Raw genomic sequence first — 18,471 nt, forward strand, 5'->3', positions numbered from 1 at the left:
GATCAGATGCGTCCGTCGGCCTCTACGATGACCCTGGTCAAGCTGCCCGTTGCCGGAAAGAGGGGAATGAGACAGGCCTGCAAGGCGTGATAGATATCGCCCTTGCCGGGGAAGAGCGTGTGAGCCGGAGCGAGCTCTTCCGTCAGTTCCTCGTGCCAGCCGCCGTTCTTGCGATCGATGAAGCGGTTGGCGATCGTGCCCCAGATCAGCCGGTAGCTGTCTTCGTAGAAACGGTCGGCCGGCAGGTGCTCGTTCAGGAAATGGGCTGCTCCCGCGGCCTCGCACATCGGCCACCAGAGCTTGTTGGTCTTGGCCGGCTTGTCCTGCCAGTCGAGCGTGTAGAAGAAGCCGCCCTTCTCCTTGTCCCAGCCAAGTGACATGGACTGGACGAAGAGCGATTTGGCCGCGTCCGGCATCCAGGCCTGCTTCTTGTCGCCGAGCGCCCACAGCTGCAGCACGAGACGCGCCCATTCCAGCCAGTGGCCAGGCGTGGTGCCGGCCGGGCGGAACATCTCGTCGGGATGGTAATAGTCCTTGTTGATCCGCCACTCCGGATCGAAGTGCTCCGCGACGCGAAAACCGACGCTGCCGGCCGAGCGGCGGATGACGAGATCGGCGATGCTTTCGGCCTTGTCGAGATAGGTCTTCTCGCCGGTCGCCTCGTAAGCCGCCATCAGAGCTTCGGTCAGGTGCATGTTGGAATTCTGGCCGCGATAGCTGCCGCCGTCGATCGGCGACCAGTCGCGATTAAACTCTTCCGCGATTGCGCCGTGGCGCGGCTCCCAGAATTTCGTCTCCAGGATATCGGTGATGTCGGCGAGCATCCTGTCGGCAAGAGGATGGCCGGCGACCTTTGCGGATGAGGCCGCCAGAAGCACGAAGGCATGGCCGTAGCCCTGTTTGTTCGCGTCGGCCGCGCCGTCGTCATTGACCTGCCAGAAATAGCCACCATGTTCTGCATCGCGATGCCGTTCCCAGAGGTAGCGCATGCCATGGTCGATGATGTCGCCCGAGCCCGGACGGCCAAGCAGGTAGCCGATCGAGAAACAATGCACCATGCGCGCCGAGGCATGAATGCCGCGCGTCGGATTGGCCCCGCCGATCGGCGAGCCCTGGTCGTCGAGGTCGAAGAAGCCGCCTTTCGGGTTGATCGCACGGTACTGGAAGAAATCGAACAGGCCATCCGCCTGCCCGATGAGCCAGCGACGATGGTAGGGAAGGTTGCTCCAGTGGTGTACCGCCGCTCCGCCTTCGCTCATATCCGTCTCCCGGTCTCTTCGTTTGTCGTGTCTCACTGGAGGCTATAACTTCCCTGCAATGGTCTGTCATCGGCAAAACTGAGGTTGAATGCTTCAAGCTGCTGGACTTCACATAAAGACATCTTTATATGGTTAAGTCTGTTCGTTGCGATTACGGGAGAGCGCCCATGTTTGATGAACTGTTTGGTCCGGAAGGCGCCCGCCGCGACGGCGCTGAAATCCTTGCCGCGCTCCAGGCAGCCGCGCGGGAGCGCATCCTTGTCATCGACGGGGCCATGGGTACCCAGATCCAGGGGCTCGGCTTCGATGAGGAGCAGTTCCGCGGCGATCGCTTTGCCGCTTGCGCCTGCCACCAGCAGGGCAACAACGACCTTCTGATCCTCTCCCAGCCGCAGGCGATCGAGGAAATCCACTATCGTTATGCCAAGGCCGGCGCCGATATCATCGAGACGAACACCTTCTCCTCGACCCGCATCGCGCAGGCCGATTACCAGATGGAGAATGCGGTCTACGACCTGAACCGCGATGGCGCCCGGCTGGCGCGGCGCGGGGCGCTCAGGGCCGAAAAGGAAGACGGCCGCCGCCGTTTCGTGGCCGGCGCCATCGGCCCGACCAACCGTACCGCCTCGATCTCTCCCGACGTCAACAATCCCGGTTACCGGGCGGTGACATTCGACGACCTGCGCATCGCCTATTGCGAGCAGCTCGACGGGCTCATCGATGGCGGCGCGGACATTATCCTGATCGAGACTATTTTCGACACGCTGAACGCCAAGGCGGCGATCTTCGCCTGCGCGGAGCGTTTCGCGGCCAAGGGAATTCATCTGCCGGTGATGATCTCCGGCACGATCACCGACCTTTCCGGCCGCACGCTGTCGGGCCAGACGCCGTCCGCCTTCTGGTATTCCGTGCGGCATGCGAAGCCCTTCACCATCGGCCTCAACTGCGCCCTCGGCGCCGATGCCATGCGTCCGCACCTGCAGGAGCTGTCGGCCGTTGCCGACACCTTCATCTCGGCCTATCCGAACGCCGGCCTGCCCAACGAGTTCGGCCGCTACGACGAGACGCCGGACGACATGGCCCGCCAGATCCATGGTTTTGCCGAGGAAGGCATCGTCAACGTGGTGGGCGGCTGCTGCGGCTCGACGCCGGAACATATCCGCGCGATCGCCGATGCCGTCGCGTCGTTCAAGCCGCGCGAAGTGCCGGAGCACAAGCCGTTCATGGCGCTGTCCGGCCTGGAGCCCTTCGTCTTCACCAAGGACGTGCCCTTCGTGAATGTCGGCGAGCGCACCAATGTCACGGGCTCGGCGAAATTCCGCAAGCTGATCACGGCGGGCGACTACACGGCGGCGCTCGCCGTCGCCCGCGATCAGGTGGAGAACGGTGCAGCCGTCATCGACATCAACATGGACGAGGGCCTCATCGATTCCGAAAAGGCGATGGTCGAATTCGTCAACCTGATCGCCGCCGAGCCCGACATCGCCCGCGTGCCGCTGATGCTCGACTCGTCCAAGTTCGAGATCATGGAGGCCGGTCTCAAGTGCGTGCAGGGCAAGCCGGTCGTCAATTCGATCTCCATGAAGGAGGGCGAGGAGAAGTTCATCGCCCAGGCGAAACTGCTGCGCAACTATGGCGCGGCTGTCGTCGTCATGGCCTTCGACGAGCATGGGCAGGCGGATACCTACGAGCGCAAGGTGGCGATCGCCGAGCGCGCCTACAAGCTTCTGACCGAGGAGGCGGATTTTCCGCCCGAAGACATCATCTTCGACCCGAACATCTTCGCGGTGGCCACCGGTATCGAGGAGCATAACAACTACGGCGTGGCCTTTATCGAGGCGACACGGACGATCCGCGAGCGCATGCCGCTGGTGCATGTCTCGGGCGGCGTCTCCAACCTTTCCTTCTCCTTCCGCGGCAACGAGCCGGTGCGCGAGGCGATGCATGCTGTGTTCCTCTACCACGCCATCCAGGCGGGCATGGACATGGGCATCGTCAATGCCGGTCAGCTGGCGATCTACGAGAACATCGAGCCGGAGCTGCGCGAGGCCTGCGAGGACGTCGTGCTGAACCGTCGCGACGATGCGACCGAGCGCATGCTGGAAATCGCCGAACGCTATCGCGGGACCGGCTCCAAGGAAGCCAAGGCGCAGGATCTCGCCTGGCGTGAATGGCCGGTCGAGAAGCGCCTGTCGCATGCGTTGGTCAACGGCATCACCGAATTCATCGAGGAGGACACCGAGGAGGCGCGCAAGAACGCGGATCGGCCGCTGAGCGTCATCGAAGGCCCGCTGATGGCCGGCATGAACATCGTCGGCGATCTCTTCGGCTCCGGCAAGATGTTCCTGCCGCAGGTGGTGAAATCCGCCCGCGTGATGAAGCAGGCGGTTGCCGTCCTGCTTCCCTACATGGAAGAAGAAAAGCGCCAGAACGGCGGCGATCAGAGGAGGTCCGCCGGCAAGGTGCTGATGGCGACAGTGAAGGGCGACGTCCACGATATCGGCAAGAACATCGTCGGCGTCGTGCTGGCCTGCAACAATTACGAGATCATCGATCTCGGCGTCATGGTGCCGTCGACCAAGATCCTCGAAACCGCGATTGCGGAGAAGGTCGACATCATCGGGCTTTCCGGCCTGATCACCCCATCGCTCGACGAGATGGTTCATGTGGCGTCCGAGATGGAGCGGCAGGGTTTCGATATCCCGCTTCTGATCGGCGGCGCCACCACGAGCCGCGTCCATACCGCGGTGAAAATCCATCCGCGATACGATCGCGGCCAGGCGGTCTATGTCAACGATGCTAGCCGTGCCGTCGGCGTCGTGTCCTCGCTGCTTTCGCCGGAGGCGAAGCAAGGCTATGTCGGCACCATACAGGCGGAATACGCCAAGGTGGCGGCGGCACATGCGCGTTCCGAAGCGGAGAAGACCCGTCTTTCGATCGCGCGCGCCCGCGACAATGCAGAAAAGCTCGACTGGTCGAACTACAAGCCGGTGAGGCCGCAGTTCACCGGTACGAAGGTTTTCGAGAGCTACGACCTTGCGGAGCTGGCCAGATATATCGACTGGACGCCGTTCTTCCAGACATGGGAACTGAAAGGCCGTTTCCCGGCGATCCTGGAAGACGAGAAGCAGGGTGAGGCCGCCCGCCAGCTTTATGCCGATGCCCAGGCGATGCTTGAGAAGATCATCGCCGAAAAGTGGTTCCGTCCGCGGGCCGTGATCGGCTTCTGGCCGGCCAATGCCGTGGGCGACGATATCCGGCTGTTCGGGGACGACAGCCGCAAGGACGAGCTTGCGACATTCTTCACCCTGCGCCAGCAGCTTTCGAAGCGGGACGGCCGCCCCAACGTGGCGCTTTCCGATTTCGTCGCGCCGCTTTCGACGGGCCTTCAGGATTATGTCGGCGGTTTCGTGGTGACGGCGGGCATCGAGGAAGTCGCGATCGCCGAACGTTTCGAGCGGGCCAACGACGATTATTCGTCGATTCTCGTCAAGGCACTGGCCGATCGTTTCGCCGAAGCGTTCGCGGAATGCATGCACGAGCGTGTCCGCAAGGAGTTCTGGGGTTACGCGCCGGACGAGGAGCTTTCCTCGGAGGATCTGGTTACCGAAGCCTATGGCGGCATCCGTCCGGCTCCCGGCTATCCGGCGCAGCCCGACCACACCGAAAAGGCGACGTTGTTCGGGCTGCTGGATGCGACGGCGGCGACAGGCGTCGAGCTTACCGAAAGCTACGCCATGTGGCCCGGTTCATCGGTTTCGGGTCTCTATATCGGACATCCGGAATCCTACTATTTCGGCGTTGCGAAGGTCGAGCGTGATCAGGTGGAGGATTATGCCAGGCGCAAGGGCATGTCTTTCGAAGAGGTTGAGCGCTGGCTGAGCCCGGTCCTCAACTACGTGCCGTCTTCCGCCGTGGAAGACGCAGCCTGACCGCGCGAGGCATTCGGGGCCGGATGCCTTTGCATCTGGCCACGGCAGCCGGCAAGCCGGCTATTTCAGCGCGTCGTGCATGGCGCGGATAATGAGGCTCGCGGAAAGGGCAAAGGGCCTTCCGTGTTCGGTTGTCGATGCAAGGCCTCTTGCCGCCGCGGCGGCGGCCTGAAGACAGTCGGCCAGCGGCAGATCGCGTTTGCTTGCGTCGAGATAGGCAGCCGCGGCCTTCTCCCAGACGTCGGCGATAACCTGGTCCCTTGGCTGGTTGCCGGCATGGTCGCGGATGCCCGAGGCCATGGCGGTAAAGGCCAGGCCGAATTCCTCAGGCCCGAGCCGCTTGCGTCTGAGGAGCGTGGTTCCCGCGCGCCGGAAGGCGGCGGCGTAGAGCCGTGGCTCGATACCCTCCATGGCGAGCAAGGTTTCGGCGGCAAAATCGAAATAGCGCCCGGGGCTCCATTCGGAGGGCTCCAGGCCGGCAAGCGCGGTTTCGATCGCGCCGAACATGGCGCTCATCGTTGCGCCATGCTCCCATTCGGCCTGGTTCTTCCCGGACAGCACGGAACGGTTCTCGTCGATCGCGACAGCGATCTCGGAAAACATTTCGACCATGGAGATGCTATCGGCCGCCTTCATCCATCCTGCCTCTGATTGCGTCCTCTCGCATCAAGCGTGGAGGAACAGGCGGGTTGTTTGCAAGTGGCAATGCGGGCAATCGGCTTGTCAGTCGCGAACGATCAGGAAGTCGCTGGCGTTGAACCGCAAGGTCACCGTTTCGCCGGCCTGGGGCAAGACTGCATCCGGGGCGTTGAACATGTCGAAGGAAATCTGATTGCGGCTGACATCGATCTTGGTGCGGATGACGGAGCCGAGGAAATGCGACGAGATCACCGAGCCCGTCAGGGACGTGTCGCCTTTGGCGCTTTCGGAAAGCGAACCGGCTTCCGGGCGAAGCGCGATCGACAGCTTGTCGCCGGGCTTCAATGCGCCGACAGACTCGCGGAGCCTGATCACGTTTTCACCGACCTTGACCGTGTTGGCGTCCGGATCGGCGACGGTCGCCTCGATCATATTGAGCGTTCCGACGAAGGAGGCGACGAAGCGGGTGGTCGGGCGGTTGTAGATTTCCGACGGCGTGCCGATCTGGTCGGCGCGACCGGCATTCATGACCACGATCCGGTCGGAAATGGACAAGGCCTCCTCCTGGTCGTGTGTGACGAAGACCGTCGTGATGCCGAGCTGCCTCTGGATCTGGCGGATTTCCTCGCGTAGCGAGACGCGGATCTTGGCATCGAGCGCGGACAACGGTTCGTCGAGCAGCAGGACCTGCGGTTTCGGTGCCAGCGCGCGGGCCAGCGCCACGCGTTGCTGCTGGCCACCGGACATCTGGTAGGGATAACGATCGGCAAGATGTTCCAGATGGATGAGCTTCAGCATCTCCGTCACGCGCGCCTCGATTTCCGGCTTCTGCTTGCCGGCGATCTTGAGGCCGAAGGCGACGTTGTCGAACACGTTCATGTTCGGGAACAGCGCATAGGCCTGGAAGACCATGCCGATGTTGCGCTGACTGGTCTTCAGACGGTTCTGGTTCTTGCCGTTGATCGTGATCTCGCCGCCGCTCGGTGTTTCGAAACCGGCGATCATGCGCAGGACGGTTGTCTTGCCGCAGCCGGACGGGCCGAGAAAGGAAATGAATTCGCCTTTCTCGATCGCCATGTTGAAATCCTTGACGACCTGCGTCTGGCCGAAACTCTTCTTGATGTTTTCGAGTATCAGGAACGACATGCAGGAAATTCCTTAAGGGCGGGAGGGCGCCAATTTGCTGAAGCGGGTGACGAGCTGGATCAGCCCCATGGAAAGCCAGGTGACGGCAAATGCGATGATGGCCAGCGCCGAGGGTTCATAGGCCTTGTTGGCGCCCACGAGCTGCAGGTAGGGGCCGAATGCCGGCCGGTTGAGGAGCGCCGCCATGGTGAACTCGCCCATGACGATGGCGAAGGTAATGAAGGCGCCCGACAGCACGCCCGACATGACATTCGGAAAGATGCAGCGGAACAGGATGGCCGGCCACTTGGCGCCGAGGATTTCGGCGGCTTCCGTCAGGGTCCTCACGTCGATGGCGCGCATGGCCGTGTCGACGGCACGATACATGTAGGGCAGGGAGAGCGTGATGTACGACAGCACCAGCAGGACGTTGGTGCCCTGCGTGGAGCCGGTGAACGGAATCCAGGACGAGGAATTGTAAAGGCGCAGGTAACCGAAGACGATGACGATCGCCGGAATGACCAGCGGCATCAGGGTGATGAATTCCACCACTGGGCGCATCTGCGGCAGGCGCAACCGCACCCAGTAGGCCGTCGGCACGACGAGCAGCATGCCGAAGATGATGGTGAGTAGCGCCATCAGCATGGAAAAGCCGAAGGTCTGCTGGAACTGGACGTCCGCAAAGACCGACTGATAGGCGTCGAGGGAATATTCGCCGCGCCGCATGCGCAGCGAGAATTCGAAGGTGCCGATCAGCGGCACGAAGAAATAGATGCAGCCTATGGCGATGGCGAACCAGGCGAGGGCCCTGCTTGTCTTCATTTCCGCCCCCTCATTTCTGCCAGCGTTCGGCGCGCATGCGCAGCAGGATGTAGAGAATGTTCGAAACGCCGGTGATGACGATCATGCCGAGCGCCAGCGCGTAGCCGAGATTGGCGTTGTGCAGCACGTCGCCGCGGATCTGGGCATAAAGCAGGATCGGCACGATGTTGAGCGACGACCCGGTGAGCGCATAGGCCGTGGCGATGGCGCCGAAGGCATTGGCGAAGAGCAGCAGCGTCGTGCCCATCAGGCTCGGCCAGAGGATCGGCAGCGCCACCATGCGCCAGTATTGCCAGGTCGAGGCGCCGAGGATCTCGGAGGCTTCCCGCCACTCCTTCTTCATTCCGTCGAGCGCCGGCGTGAGGATCAGCACCATGAGCGGGATCTGGAAGAACATGTAGGTGATGGTGAGGCCGAAGAAGGAGAGGATGTTGAAGCCGGTCGAATAGAGATTGAAGCCGATCCAGTCTCGCAGCAGCACGGTTAGGAGGCCGGTGCGCCCTAAGGTGGCGAGGAAGGCGAAGGCGAGCGGCACGCCGGCGAAATTCGAGGCGACGCCCGAGAAGGTCAGCAGGCCGGAGCGAACCCAGGAGGGGACGCCGCCAAGCACGATCGCCCAGGCGAGGAAGAAACCGATCAGCGCGCCGCCGAGCGCGGAGGCGACCGACACCCGGATACTGATCCAGTAGGCGCTCATGATCGAGGGGGTGAAAAGGTCGGCGATGTTCTTGAAGGTGAACTGGCCGTCCGGCGTGAAGAACGCCCCCGTGACCAGATAGAGCGTCGGAACGATCAGGAACATCAGCGCGAAGATCATGAATGGCGCGATTCCGAGCCAGTCTATGACGGTGCGGCGATCGATCAGGGGCGCGGTGGCGGTGCTCATATGGCGCGGGGCCTCTGCCGGAGGAAGAGGCCTTCCCGCCATGCTGCGGGAAGGCCCTGTTCGGTCATGTTACTGTACGTTGGCGCCGACGGTCGCGTCCCACTTGGTGGTGATGGCGGACTTGCCGGCTTCCTGTTCGGCAAGCGTCGGGAAGACGGCCTTTTCATAAGCCGCAGCCGGCGGCAGGGCGTCGAGCAGGTTCTTCGGGATCTTGTTGTTCTTGGCAAGATCGTTGAAGCGGATCGGGTGGCAGTAGCCCTTGAGCCAGCCGAGCTGCCCTTCGTCCGAATAGAGGAATTCCATCCAGAGCTTGGCGGCGTTCGGATGCGGCGCGAAGGCGGAGATCGCCTGGACATAGACGCCGGCGACAACACCGGAAGCCGGGACGACGACCTCGACCGGCGGGTTGCCCTTCAGGCTATCGCGCCAGGACAGGCCGTTATAGTCCCAGGCGATGACGATCGGGGTCGAGCCCTGGGCGAGCGAGGCGGACTTGCCGATCACCGGAACGAAGTTGCCGGCCTTGTTGACGTCGGCGAAGAACGAAAGACCGGCGGCTCCGGCCTTGGCGGCATCCTTTTCGCCAGCGGCGATGCCGGCGGCATAGACGGCCTGGACAGCCTGGTTCGAAGCGCGCGGATCACCGGCCAGCGCGACGGAATTGGCCAGTTCCGGCTTCTTCAGATCGGCCCAGTCCTTCGGCACGTTCTTCACGATGTCGGTGTTCACGACGAAGGACAGGACGCCGTAGTAATCGCCGTACCAGTAGCCTTCGGCATCCTTGGCGCTGTCCGGAATGCTGTCCCAGGTGGAGACCTTGTAGGGCATCAGCAGGCCTTCGGCCTTGGCGGACGGGCCGAAGGAGAGACCAACGTCGATGACGTCCGGAGCCTGCGGGCCCTTGTTGCCCTTGTTGGCCTTGATGGCTTCGATTTCGTCGCCCGAACCGGCATCCGGGTTCAGCTCGTTCACTTCGATGCCGTACTTGGCCTTGAAGGCCGCGATCAGGTCGCCATAGCCGCACCAGCTATGGGGCAGGGCGATCGTGGTCAGCGTGCCCTCCTTCTTGGCGGCAGCGATCAGCTCGGCGCTCGGCTCGGCGGCAGCGAGGCTGGCCGAGGCGATGACGATGGCGGTCGTCATCGAAAGAAGACGTTGGGTCCTGTTGAGCACGGTATCCTCCTAGGTTCAGGTCGTGTCGGCGCGACTCGTAGAGCCAGTTTATGTATCGTATATGACAGCTCGGAGCGTGAGCATTTGCTCATGGATCTCCCGGTTTGCCGGCATATTCCGCTTATCCCCCAAACTGGTCGGGGCGTATCTGGCGGCTGGGCCGACGGAACAGTCTTGACCGTTCGAACAGGCCTTCCAGAGAGTTCATGCGTTCGCGGGTTTCCTCCCAGGTGGCGCTCTGCACCGCCTCGATCAGCGCCTCCACGATGAAGAGCGTGACAACCGAGGAATCCCAGGCGGATGGTGCTTCTATCCGCGCCTTGAAGACATGCTGCGCATGTTTGGCGACGGGGGAAGCCCAGACATCCGTGAACAAGACGATGACGACGCCGTTGGCCTTTGCGGCCTCTGCCAGCGTCGCCATCTCCTGCTCGTAGCGGCGAATGTCGAAGATCACCAGCACGTCGCCGGGGCTCATGTTGAGCACATGCTGCGGCCAGGAGCTGGAATTGTTGGAAATCAGCGTCGTCTTCGGACGGATCACCTGCATATGGGTGAAGAAATATTCGGCGAGCGCCCCGGTGATGCGGCCGCCGACGAAATAAATGTTGCGGTCCCTGTCGCGCAGCAGGGCGGTCGCGCCTTCGAAAGTCGTCGTGTCGAGATCCGACAGCGTGTCGCGCAGATTGGCGGTGATCGCATCGGCGAAGCGGTTGAGGATATGCGTGCCGGGTGCGTTCGAGGCCCAGCGGTCGTGCTTGGCGATCGGGTTGGAGATCGTCGCCTCGAGTTCCTGGTGGAGGTGCGACTGGAACTCGGGATAGCCCTTGTAGCCGAGCTTCTGCACCATGCGCGCGACCGTCGGCGTCGATACGCCGGCGTTTTCCGCGATCGTCGTGATGCTGCCGAGCCCCGACACCGGATAGTTCTCCAACAGGCTGTCGGCCAACTGTTTTTCCGCGCGCGTCAGGCTGTCGTAACGAACACGAATGACATCCGATACGGTGCGTGCGGTTGGTGGCACGAAAGCTTTCCCCTCCGGTCTCCGCCGGTTTGCCGGAAAGATTAACAATCGTTTCCGGCGAGAAGTCAACGGGGGCGTTGAAGAGAAGTTTTCAGATTTACGTTGACGTCGGCCGGAAAGTGAAGAATTCTCTTCTTATTCCCATTTCGGTCGGATTGTGCGGAACGCATTCATGCTGGTTCAGTCGGAATTCTTCTCAAAGGCAGACGGGGAGCCCGTCGCGGTTGAAAACGCCGCAGGCGCGGGAGAGGTTCTGCTGGTCTGCGAGCATGCCTCGCGGCGCCTTCCGGAGCGCTACGGCAATCTGGGGCTCCCGGACGAGGCGCTTGCCTCGCATATCGCCTGGGACCCCGGCGCGCTCGCGGTTGCCAGGCTGATGTCGAGGAGCCTCGATGCGGCGCTCGTCCACCAGCGTTTCTCGCGCCTCGTCTACGACTGCAACCGCCCGCCGGAATCGCCTTCCGCGATGCCCGGCGTGAGCGAGGTCTTCCGCATTCCCGGCAATGAGAACCTTTCGCCGGCGGAGAAGTCGCGCCGGACCACGGCGCTCTATCTGCCCTTTCACGCCCGCATCCGCGAAGAGATTGCGGAACGGCGGGCGAGGGGGCAACGGACGGTGCTGGTCACCGTCCACAGTTTCACCCCCGTCTATTTCGGCAGACAAAGGCCGGTGGAGATCGGCATCCTGCACGACAGGGACAGCCGGCTTGCCGACCGCATGCTGGAAGCGGCGGGCGGCACACATCTTTATCGCGTCGAACGCAACGAGCCTTACGGGCCGGCGGACGGCGTCACCCACACGCTGGAAGTCCATGCCCTGCCGGCCGGGCTTTTGAACGTGATGATCGAGATCAGGAACGACCTGATAGCGGACGAAACCGGCCAAGGGGTCGTGGCCGATTTCCTGGCAGGATTGCTGCGGGAGGGGCTCGCGGACATCCAAGGATAAGACCCGGGGAGCAGTGAAAGCTGCAGGCACGCCGACACCGACAAGAAGCGGGCGGCGCCATGACATGTCGACTGGGGTGGGGCTGGCCATGACGGCTGGCCGCCCGTTTCTTTGATCAGGAGAGAAGGGCATGGAAAGTTCATCTGCAGGCGTCAGCTACAAGAAGGCGGACGCATCCTATTTCGAAAAGCGCGGCCTTTCCCGTTATGCAGGCGTCTGGTCGCTCTGGGCGCTGGGCGTCGGGGCGGTCATCTCCGGCCATTTTTCGGGCTGGAATTTCGGGTTTTCGACCGGCGGCTGGGGCGGGATGCTGGTCGCCGGCATCATCATCGCCATCATGTATCTGGGGCTTACCTTCTCGATCGCCGAGATGAGCCCCGCCCTGCCGCACACGGGGGCGGCCTATTCCTTCGCACGCACGGCCATGGGGCCATGGGGCGGTTTCATCACCGGACTTTGCGAGAATGTCGAATACGTGCTGACGCCGGCTGTCGTCGTCACCTTCATCACGGCCTATGTCAATTCGATCCTCGGGCTCGATCCCGCCTATTCACCGCTCGTCTGGATCATCTTCTATGCGATCTTCCTCGGCCTCAACGTGTTCGGCCTGGAGCTCTCGTTCAAGGTGACGCTGGTCATCACCGTGCTTTCCCTGGCCGTGCTGGTGTTCTTCTGGATCAGCGCGATCCCGGGCATGGACTTCTCGCGCTGGGCGCTGAACATCGGCGTCGGCCCGGACGGCGCGGCCGTGGAACTGCCGGAGGGCAATGGCTCATGGTTCCCCTTCGGCTTTTCGGGCGTGCTCGCGACGCTTCCCTTCGCCGTCTGGCTGTTTCTGGCGATCGAGCAATTGCCGCTTGCAGCCGAGGAATCCGTGGACCCGAAGCGCGACATGCCCAAGGGGATCATGCTCGGCATGGTAACGCTGATGGTCTCGGCCTTCATGATCGTACTTCTCAATCCATCCCTGCCGGGGGTCGGTTCCTTCCATCTCGGTTCGTCGCTGGAGCCGCTGCTCGACGGTTTCAAGGCGATCTACGGCGATAGCGGCGTCGTGGTCCTTGGGCTCGTGGCGCTGACGGGTCTCATCGCCAGCTTCCACACGATCCTCTATGCCCAGGGCCGTCAGGTCTATTCGCTGTCGCGCGCCGGATATTTTCCGACTGTGCTGTCCGTCACCCACCCCGTCTACAAGACGCCCTATCTGGCGATGATGACGGGTTCGCTGGTCGGTTTGGCGGTGATGCTGGTGATCTGGTTCTCGCTCGGCGCGGAACAGGGAGGCAGCGTGATCGGCAGCGTGCTGCTCAACATGGCGGTCTTCGGCGCGATGTTCTCCTACATCATGCAGGCGATCTCCTTCATCATCCTGCGCAAGAAGCTGCCGAATATCGAGCGGCCCTTCCGCTCGCCGCTCGGCGTTCCCGGCGCCGTCCTGACGATCGTCATCGCCGTCGTCACGCTGTTCTACCAGACGCAGGACCCGAATTTCACCAAGGGCGTGCTGTGGGTCGTCGTCTGGTTCGCCGTGGCGATCGCCTATTTCGCGATGGTCGGCCGCCACCGCCTGATCCTCTCGCCGGAAGAGGAGTTCGCGATGGAGCACAAGCAGGCCGCTTCACTCATCTAGTCTTTCCCGGCGCGGCTTTCGGGCCGCGTCCCATTTTTCAAAGGAACGGATGCGAGGCATGACCGCCAGTTATTCTTTCGACGATCTGAAACTCGATGTCGCCGCGGGACGTATCGATACCGTCGTCGCCGCCCAGGTCGACATGCAGGGCCGGCTGATGGGCAAACGGTTCCAGGCGGAATATTTCGTCGAGGGCGCCTACAGGGAAACCCATAGCTGCAATTACCTGCTGGCGACCGACATGGAGATGGAAACCATCTCCGGATACAAGGCGGCGAGCTGGGAACAGGGCTACGGCGACTATACGATGAAGCCGGATCTTTCGACGCTGCGCAAGCTTCCCTGGCTGGAAGGCACGGCGCTCGTGATCTGCGACGTGCTGGACCACCATACGCACGAGGAGGTGCCGCATTCGCCGCGCGCCATCCTGAAGAAGCAGGTGAAGCGGCTGGAGGCGATGGGCATGGCCGCCTTCATGGCGACCGAGCTGGAATTCTTCCTGTTCGACCAGACCTATGACAGCGCACGCGAAGGGGGCTACCGCAACCTCAGGCTCGCCAGCGCCTACAACGAGGACTACCACATCTTCCAGACGACCAAGGAAGAAGAGGTGATGCGGGCGATCCGCACCGGCCTGCAGGGCGCGGGCATACCGGTCGAGAACTCCAAGGGCGAGGCTTCCGCCGGCCAGGAGGAGATCAACGTCCGTTACGCGGATGCGCTGACGATGGCCGACCGCCATGTGATCATCAAGAATGCCTGCAAGGAGATCGCCTGGTCGAAGGGCAGGGCCATCACCTTCCTCGCCAAGTGGAACTACAATGCGGCGGGCAGTTCGTCGCATATTCATCAGTCGCTGTGGAGCGCGGACGGCGCGACGCCGCTCTTCTTCGACAGGCAGGGCGAGCACGGCATGTCCGAGGTCATGAAGCATTACATGGCGGGGCTGCTGAACCATGCGGGCGAGATCACCTATTTCCTGGCGCCCTATATCAATTCCTACAAGCGCTTCATGGCAGGCACGTTCGCGCCGACAAAGGCCGTCTGGTCGAAGGACAACCGCACCGCCGGCTATCGCCTTTGCGGCGAGGAGACCAAGGCGATCCGCGTCGAGTGCCGGGTCGGCGGCTCCGATCTCAATCCCCATCTCGCCATGGCCGCGCTGATCGCGGCGGGCATCGACGGGATCGAGAGGAAGATGGAGCTGGAACCGGCTTTCGTCGGCGATGCCTATTCCGGCAAGGACGTGCGGGAAATTCCCAAGACCCTTCGGGACGCGACCGAATTGATGTCCTCGTCCGAACTCCTGCGGACCGCGTTCGGCGACGACGTCATAGACCACTACGTCCGGGCCGCTCACTGGGAGCAGGAGGAATACGACCGTCGGGTGACGGACTGGGAAGTGGCGCGCGGCTTCGAGAGGTCTTGAGATTATCACAACGAACCGTGGTCTTGTTGCTTGCATCGCATTTTGCTAGGCTGCTGGTCGACGGTTTGGAGGTTGCCATGGGAACTATCGACAGCGCGTGGTTTCATAAAAAGCTGGCAGACAAGGGGGTATCCTTGCGCGACATGGCTCGTTTCATGAAACTTGATGCGAGTGCGGTATCGAGGATGTTGAACGGCGGGCGGAAGATGAGCGCAGAGGAGCAGGATCAGGTTGCCGCCTATCTTGATGTGCCGCTTGACGAAGTTGCGGCGCGACGTCGCGGGGAGGTCCATGGGTTTCACGAGCGCGGCCAAGAGCCGTTTTCCTCGAATGCAGGGGTGGGGGCTTCAGGCACTGGCCGGCCGCAAACCCGCCGCCCGGCTGTTATCGATAAAACCGGTCGCCATCCGATATTCGGCTGCATGAAAGGCACGATGACAATACCTGATGGTCTCGATCTGACTGCACCGGCCGATCCTGACTGGGGGAAGGTGTATGAAGACGACTGAGGGGTTTCTTCTCGACACCTGTGCCATCGTTTGGCTTGCGAATGATCAACCCGTATCTGCAGACGTGAGGGCCCTGCTGGATAGCATCGATCCCGCAAGCGATCCGTTGGTTGCATCTGTGATGTCGGCTTGGGAAATTGGGATGTTGATCAGCAAGGGAAGACTTCCCACGGCAAAACCTGCGGTGGCCTGGTTCGAGGAGTTTGTTTCATCGGTAGGTATCAGAATCATCGAGGCATCCCCAGACATCCTCATCGCATCCTCCTTCCTGCCGCAACCCGTTCGCAACGATCCCGTTGACCGTATAGTGATCGCGACTGCACGGCAAAATGACCTGACCATTATCACGCGCGATCGCGCGATCCTTGCTTATGGGGCGGCTGGCCATGTGCGCACGCTTGCCTGCTGATCACTGGAGTGTGTTTGAATGACGATGATCCAATGTATCTCGCCGGTCGATGGCTCGGTTTATGCAGAACGTCCGGCCATGACGGCGGAGGCGGCGGCGGAAGCCGTGGGGCGTGCCCGCAAGGCGCAGAAGGCCTGGGCGAAACGGCCGCTGGAAGAACGCGTGCAACTCGTCCTCAAGGGGCGCGCGCGGCTCAACGAGATGTCCGGCGACGTGGTGCCGGAGCTTGCCTGGATGATGGGCCGGCCGGTGCGCTACGGGGGCGAATATCGCGGGTTCAACGAGCGTTCCAACTATGTCGCCTCCATTGCGGCCGACGCGCTTGCGCCGATCGTGGTCGAGGACAGCCGGGCGTTCGAGCGGCGCATCGAGCGGGAGCCGCATGGCGTCGTCTTCGTCATCGCGCCCTGGAACTATCCCTATATGACGGCGATCAATACCGTGGCGCCGGCGCTGATGGCCGGCAATACGGTGGTGCTGAAACATGCCTCGCAGACGGTCCTCGTCGGAGAGCGCATGGTAAAGGCCTTCGTGGAGGCCGGAGTTCCGGAAGACGTCTTCCAGAATCTTTTCCTCGACCACGACACGACGGCCAGGCTGATCTCCGAGGGCCTGTTCGACTTCATCAATTTCACCGGCTCCGTCGAAGGCGGGCGCTCGATCGAGCGCGCCGCTGCCGGCACGTTCACCGGCATTGGCCTCGAACTCGGAGGCAAGGACCCCGGATATGTGATGGAGGATGCCGATCTCGATGCGGCGGTCGATGTGCTTATGGATGGCGCGACCTATAATTCCGGCCAATGCTGCTGCGGCATCGAGCGTATCTACGTGCACGAATCGCTCTACGACCGGTTCGTCGAAAAATCGGTCGCCTGGGTATCGAACTACAAGCTCGGTAATCCGCTCGACAATGAAACGACATTGGGCCCGATGGCCAACAAGCGTTTCGCCAAGGTGGTGCGCGAGCAGATCGCCGACGCGGTCTCGAAGGGCGCCAGGGCGCTGATCGACCCGAAGCTCTTCCCGGCCGACGATGGCGGTGCCTATCTCGCGCCGCAGATTCTCGTCGATGTCGATCATTCGATGCCCTTCATGCGCGAGGAAACCTTCGGCCCCGCCGTGGGGATCATGAAGGTGAAGACGGACGGGGAGGCGATCGGGCTGATGAACGACAGCCGGTATGGCCTGACCGTCTCGCTCTGGACGAAGGAAGCGGACCGTGCGGCCAGGATCGGTCACGAACTTGAAACCGGAACGGTCTTCATGAACCGCGCCGACTATCTGGACCCGGCGCTTGTCTGGACCGGCGTCAAGGAAACCGGGCGCGGAGGCTCGCTCTCCGTTCTCGGCTTCCACAACCTGACCCGCCCGAAATCCTATCACCTGAAGAAGGTCACGACATGAATATCGTTGCGAACTGGAGCTACCCCACCGCCATCAAGCTGGGGCGTGGCCGGATCAAGGAACTGGCGGACGCCTGCAGGACGCTGGGTTTGAAGAAGCCGCTTCTCGTCACCGACCGGGGACTTGCCTCCATGGCGATCACCGGCCATGCGCTCGACATATTGGACGAGGCGGGGCTCGGCCGTGCGGTCTTTTCTGATGTCGATCCCAACCCCAACGAGAAGAATCTCGAAGCCGGCATCAAGGCCTACGGGGACGGCGGCCATGACGGCGTGGTCGCCTTCGGCGGCGGCTCCGGGCTCGATCTCGGCAAGCTGATCGCCTTCATGGCCGGCCAGGTGCGGCCGGTCTGGGATTTCGAGGATATCGGCGACTGGTGGACGCGCGCCGATGCATCGAAAATCGCGCCGATCGTCGCCGTGCCCACGACGGCGGGGACGGGATCGGAGGTTGGCCGGGCAGGGGTGCTGACCAATTCCGCCACCCATGTGAAGAAGATCATCTTCCATCCGAAGATGCTGCCGGGCGTCGTCATCTGCGATCCGGAACTGACGGTCGGCATGCCGAAGGCGATCACCGCGGGAACCGGTATGGATGCCTTCGCCCACTGCCTGGAAGCCTATTGTTCGCCCTTCTACCACCCGATGTCGGGTGGTATCGCGCTCGAGGGCATGCGGCTCGTGAAGGAATTCCTGCCGCGTGCGTATAGGGACGGGATGGATCTTGAAGCCCGGACCAACATGATGTCGGCCGCTGCCATGGGGGCCGTCGCCTTCCAGAAGGGGCTGGGCGCGATTCACTCGCTCTCGCATCCGATCGGCGCGGTCTACAATACCCATCACGGCATGACCAATGCGGTCGTGATGCCGCCGGTGCTGCGCTTCAACCGTCCGGCGATCGAGGAGAAGATCGCGCGCGCTTCCGCCTATCTCGGCATCGCCGGCGGTTTTGACGGCTTCTACGACTATGTCCTCTCCCTGCGCTCCGAGCTCGGCGTACCGGAGAATCTCACGGCCATGGGAATCAAGGCCGACCGAATCGACGAGCTGACGGCCATGGCGATCGAGGACCCAAGCTGCGGCGGCAATCCCGTGCCGATGACGATGGAGAACACGAAGGCATTGTTCCTCGATTGTTTCTGATCTCAGGCGCCTTCATTAAAGAAGCCCGAGGCCCGAAAAGCCTCGGGTTTTCTGCATTTTGGAAGAAAACCCAAATTTGTTGGATGATATTAGTATTGCCTGAATTAAGCATTCGTTAACCATGTTTGGAAAGGATGGA

15 protein-coding genes are annotated in these 18,471 nt (G+C 62.2%); 8 read left to right on the plus strand and 7 right to left on the minus strand.

From position 1 onward, the window contains the following. Window positions 1–2 precede the first annotated feature (2 nt). Window positions 3–1,259 (minus strand): AGE family epimerase/isomerase, encoded by a 1,257-nt coding sequence (locus tag ACFFP0_RS23065; protein WP_377264556.1) that lies wholly within the window; start codon window positions 1,257–1,259, stop codon window positions 3–5. Window positions 1,260–1,426: 167 nt separating this feature from the next. On the opposite strand from ACFFP0_RS23065, the gene metH reads away from it, so the two are divergent. Beyond that, complete coding sequence (metH, locus tag ACFFP0_RS23070) at window positions 1,427–5,191, plus strand: methionine synthase (RefSeq protein ID WP_377264557.1); 3,765 nt, start codon at window positions 1,427–1,429, stop codon at window positions 5,189–5,191. A 60-nt stretch (window positions 5,192–5,251) separates the two neighbouring features. On the opposite strand, the gene ACFFP0_RS23075 is transcribed toward metH, so the two are convergent. The 6 genes from ACFFP0_RS23075 to ACFFP0_RS23100 form a co-directional block, all read right to left on the minus strand. Next, entirely contained in the window at window positions 5,252–5,827 is a 576-nt protein-coding gene (locus ACFFP0_RS23075) for a DAK2 domain-containing protein (RefSeq protein WP_377264558.1), read from the minus strand. Between the two features lie 87 nt (window positions 5,828–5,914). After that, window positions 5,915–6,976 (minus strand): ABC transporter ATP-binding protein, encoded by a 1,062-nt coding sequence (locus ACFFP0_RS23080; protein ID WP_377264559.1) that lies wholly within the window; start codon window positions 6,974–6,976, stop codon window positions 5,915–5,917. A 12-nt stretch (window positions 6,977–6,988) separates the two neighbouring features. Then, complete coding sequence (locus ACFFP0_RS23085; protein WP_377264560.1) at window positions 6,989–7,777, minus strand: ABC transporter permease; 789 nt, start codon at window positions 7,775–7,777, stop codon at window positions 6,989–6,991. 10 nt (window positions 7,778–7,787) lie between these two features. After that, the gene (locus tag ACFFP0_RS23090) at window positions 7,788–8,663 is read right to left on the minus strand and encodes an ABC transporter permease (protein WP_377264561.1); all 876 of its coding nucleotides are present in this window, start codon (window positions 8,661–8,663) and stop codon (window positions 7,788–7,790) included. Window positions 8,664–8,732: 69 nt separating this feature from the next. Then, window positions 8,733–9,836: an ABC transporter substrate-binding protein gene (locus ACFFP0_RS23095; RefSeq protein ID WP_377264562.1), complete on the minus strand. Its 1,104-nt coding sequence runs from the start codon at window positions 9,834–9,836 to the stop codon at window positions 8,733–8,735. Between the two features lie 121 nt (window positions 9,837–9,957). Next, window positions 9,958–10,860, minus strand: a complete 903-nt coding sequence (locus ACFFP0_RS23100; protein ID WP_377264563.1) for a MurR/RpiR family transcriptional regulator — start codon at window positions 10,858–10,860, stop codon at window positions 9,958–9,960. Window positions 10,861–11,032: 172 nt separating this feature from the next. Between ACFFP0_RS23100 and ACFFP0_RS23105 the strand changes: the two genes are divergently transcribed. The 7 genes from ACFFP0_RS23105 to ACFFP0_RS23135 all read left to right on the plus strand — a co-directional run bounded on the left by ACFFP0_RS23105 (window position 11,033) and on the right by ACFFP0_RS23135 (window position 18,332). Next, complete coding sequence (locus ACFFP0_RS23105; protein ID WP_377264564.1) at window positions 11,033–11,809, plus strand: N-formylglutamate amidohydrolase; 777 nt, start codon at window positions 11,033–11,035, stop codon at window positions 11,807–11,809. 130 nt (window positions 11,810–11,939) lie between these two features. Continuing rightward, window positions 11,940–13,439 (plus strand): amino acid permease, encoded by a 1,500-nt coding sequence (locus tag ACFFP0_RS23110; RefSeq protein ID WP_377264565.1) that lies wholly within the window; start codon window positions 11,940–11,942, stop codon window positions 13,437–13,439. A 58-nt stretch (window positions 13,440–13,497) separates the two neighbouring features. Next, a complete protein-coding gene (locus tag ACFFP0_RS23115) occupies window positions 13,498–14,868 on the plus strand; it encodes a glutamine synthetase family protein (RefSeq protein ID WP_377264566.1) in 1,371 nt (456 codons plus the stop codon). A gap of 77 nt (window positions 14,869–14,945) precedes the next feature. Continuing rightward, window positions 14,946–15,377 carry a helix-turn-helix domain-containing protein gene (locus tag ACFFP0_RS23120; protein WP_377264567.1) on the plus strand — a complete coding sequence of 144 codons (432 nt, stop codon included), beginning with the start codon at window positions 14,946–14,948 and terminating at the stop codon, window positions 15,375–15,377. Then, window positions 15,364–15,786, plus strand: a complete 423-nt coding sequence (locus ACFFP0_RS23125) for a type II toxin-antitoxin system VapC family toxin (RefSeq protein ID WP_377264568.1) — start codon at window positions 15,364–15,366, stop codon at window positions 15,784–15,786. The genes ACFFP0_RS23120 and ACFFP0_RS23125 overlap by 14 nt, the downstream gene beginning before the upstream one ends. An 18-nt stretch (window positions 15,787–15,804) precedes the next feature. Then, window positions 15,805–17,190, plus strand: coding sequence for an aldehyde dehydrogenase family protein (locus ACFFP0_RS23130; RefSeq protein ID WP_377264569.1), 1,386 nt, complete (start codon window positions 15,805–15,807; stop codon window positions 17,188–17,190). Further along, window positions 17,187–18,332 carry an iron-containing alcohol dehydrogenase gene (locus ACFFP0_RS23135; RefSeq protein ID WP_377264570.1) on the plus strand — a complete coding sequence of 382 codons (1,146 nt, stop codon included), beginning with the start codon at window positions 17,187–17,189 and terminating at the stop codon, window positions 18,330–18,332. Before ACFFP0_RS23130 ends, ACFFP0_RS23135 begins: the two co-directional genes overlap by 4 nt. Window positions 18,333–18,471 lie beyond the last annotated feature (139 nt).

Origin of the sequence: Neorhizobium puerariae (genome assembly GCF_042429745.1) — a bacterium.
GTDB classification, from domain to species: Bacteria; Pseudomonadota; Alphaproteobacteria; order Rhizobiales; family Rhizobiaceae; genus Neorhizobium; species Neorhizobium puerariae.

Bases quoted from the DNA above. Each gene is read 5' to 3' on its own strand.
- ACFFP0_RS23065 (WP_377264556.1), bottom strand. From the start codon at position 1,259: ATGAGCGAAGGCGGAGCGGCGGTACACCACTGGAGCAACCTTCCCTAC.
- metH (WP_377264557.1), top strand. From the start codon at position 1,427: ATGTTTGATGAACTGTTTGGTCCGGAAGGCGCCCGCCGCGACGGCGCT.
- ACFFP0_RS23075 (WP_377264558.1), bottom strand. From the start codon at position 5,827: ATGAAGGCGGCCGATAGCATCTCCATGGTCGAAATGTTTTCCGAGATC.
- ACFFP0_RS23080 (WP_377264559.1), bottom strand. From the start codon at position 6,976: ATGTCGTTCCTGATACTCGAAAACATCAAGAAGAGTTTCGGCCAGACG.
- ACFFP0_RS23085 (WP_377264560.1), bottom strand. From the start codon at position 7,777: ATGAAGACAAGCAGGGCCCTCGCCTGGTTCGCCATCGCCATAGGCTGC.
- ACFFP0_RS23090 (WP_377264561.1), bottom strand. From the start codon at position 8,663: ATGAGCACCGCCACCGCGCCCCTGATCGATCGCCGCACCGTCATAGAC.
- ACFFP0_RS23105 (WP_377264564.1), top strand. From the start codon at position 11,033: ATGCTGGTTCAGTCGGAATTCTTCTCAAAGGCAGACGGGGAGCCCGTC.
- ACFFP0_RS23110 (WP_377264565.1), top strand. From the start codon at position 11,940: ATGGAAAGTTCATCTGCAGGCGTCAGCTACAAGAAGGCGGACGCATCC.
- ACFFP0_RS23115 (WP_377264566.1), top strand. From the start codon at position 13,498: ATGACCGCCAGTTATTCTTTCGACGATCTGAAACTCGATGTCGCCGCG.
- ACFFP0_RS23120 (WP_377264567.1), top strand. From the start codon at position 14,946: ATGGGAACTATCGACAGCGCGTGGTTTCATAAAAAGCTGGCAGACAAG.
- ACFFP0_RS23125 (WP_377264568.1), top strand. From the start codon at position 15,364: ATGAAGACGACTGAGGGGTTTCTTCTCGACACCTGTGCCATCGTTTGG.
- ACFFP0_RS23130 (WP_377264569.1), top strand. From the start codon at position 15,805: ATGACGATGATCCAATGTATCTCGCCGGTCGATGGCTCGGTTTATGCA.
- ACFFP0_RS23135 (WP_377264570.1), top strand. From the start codon at position 17,187: ATGAATATCGTTGCGAACTGGAGCTACCCCACCGCCATCAAGCTGGGG.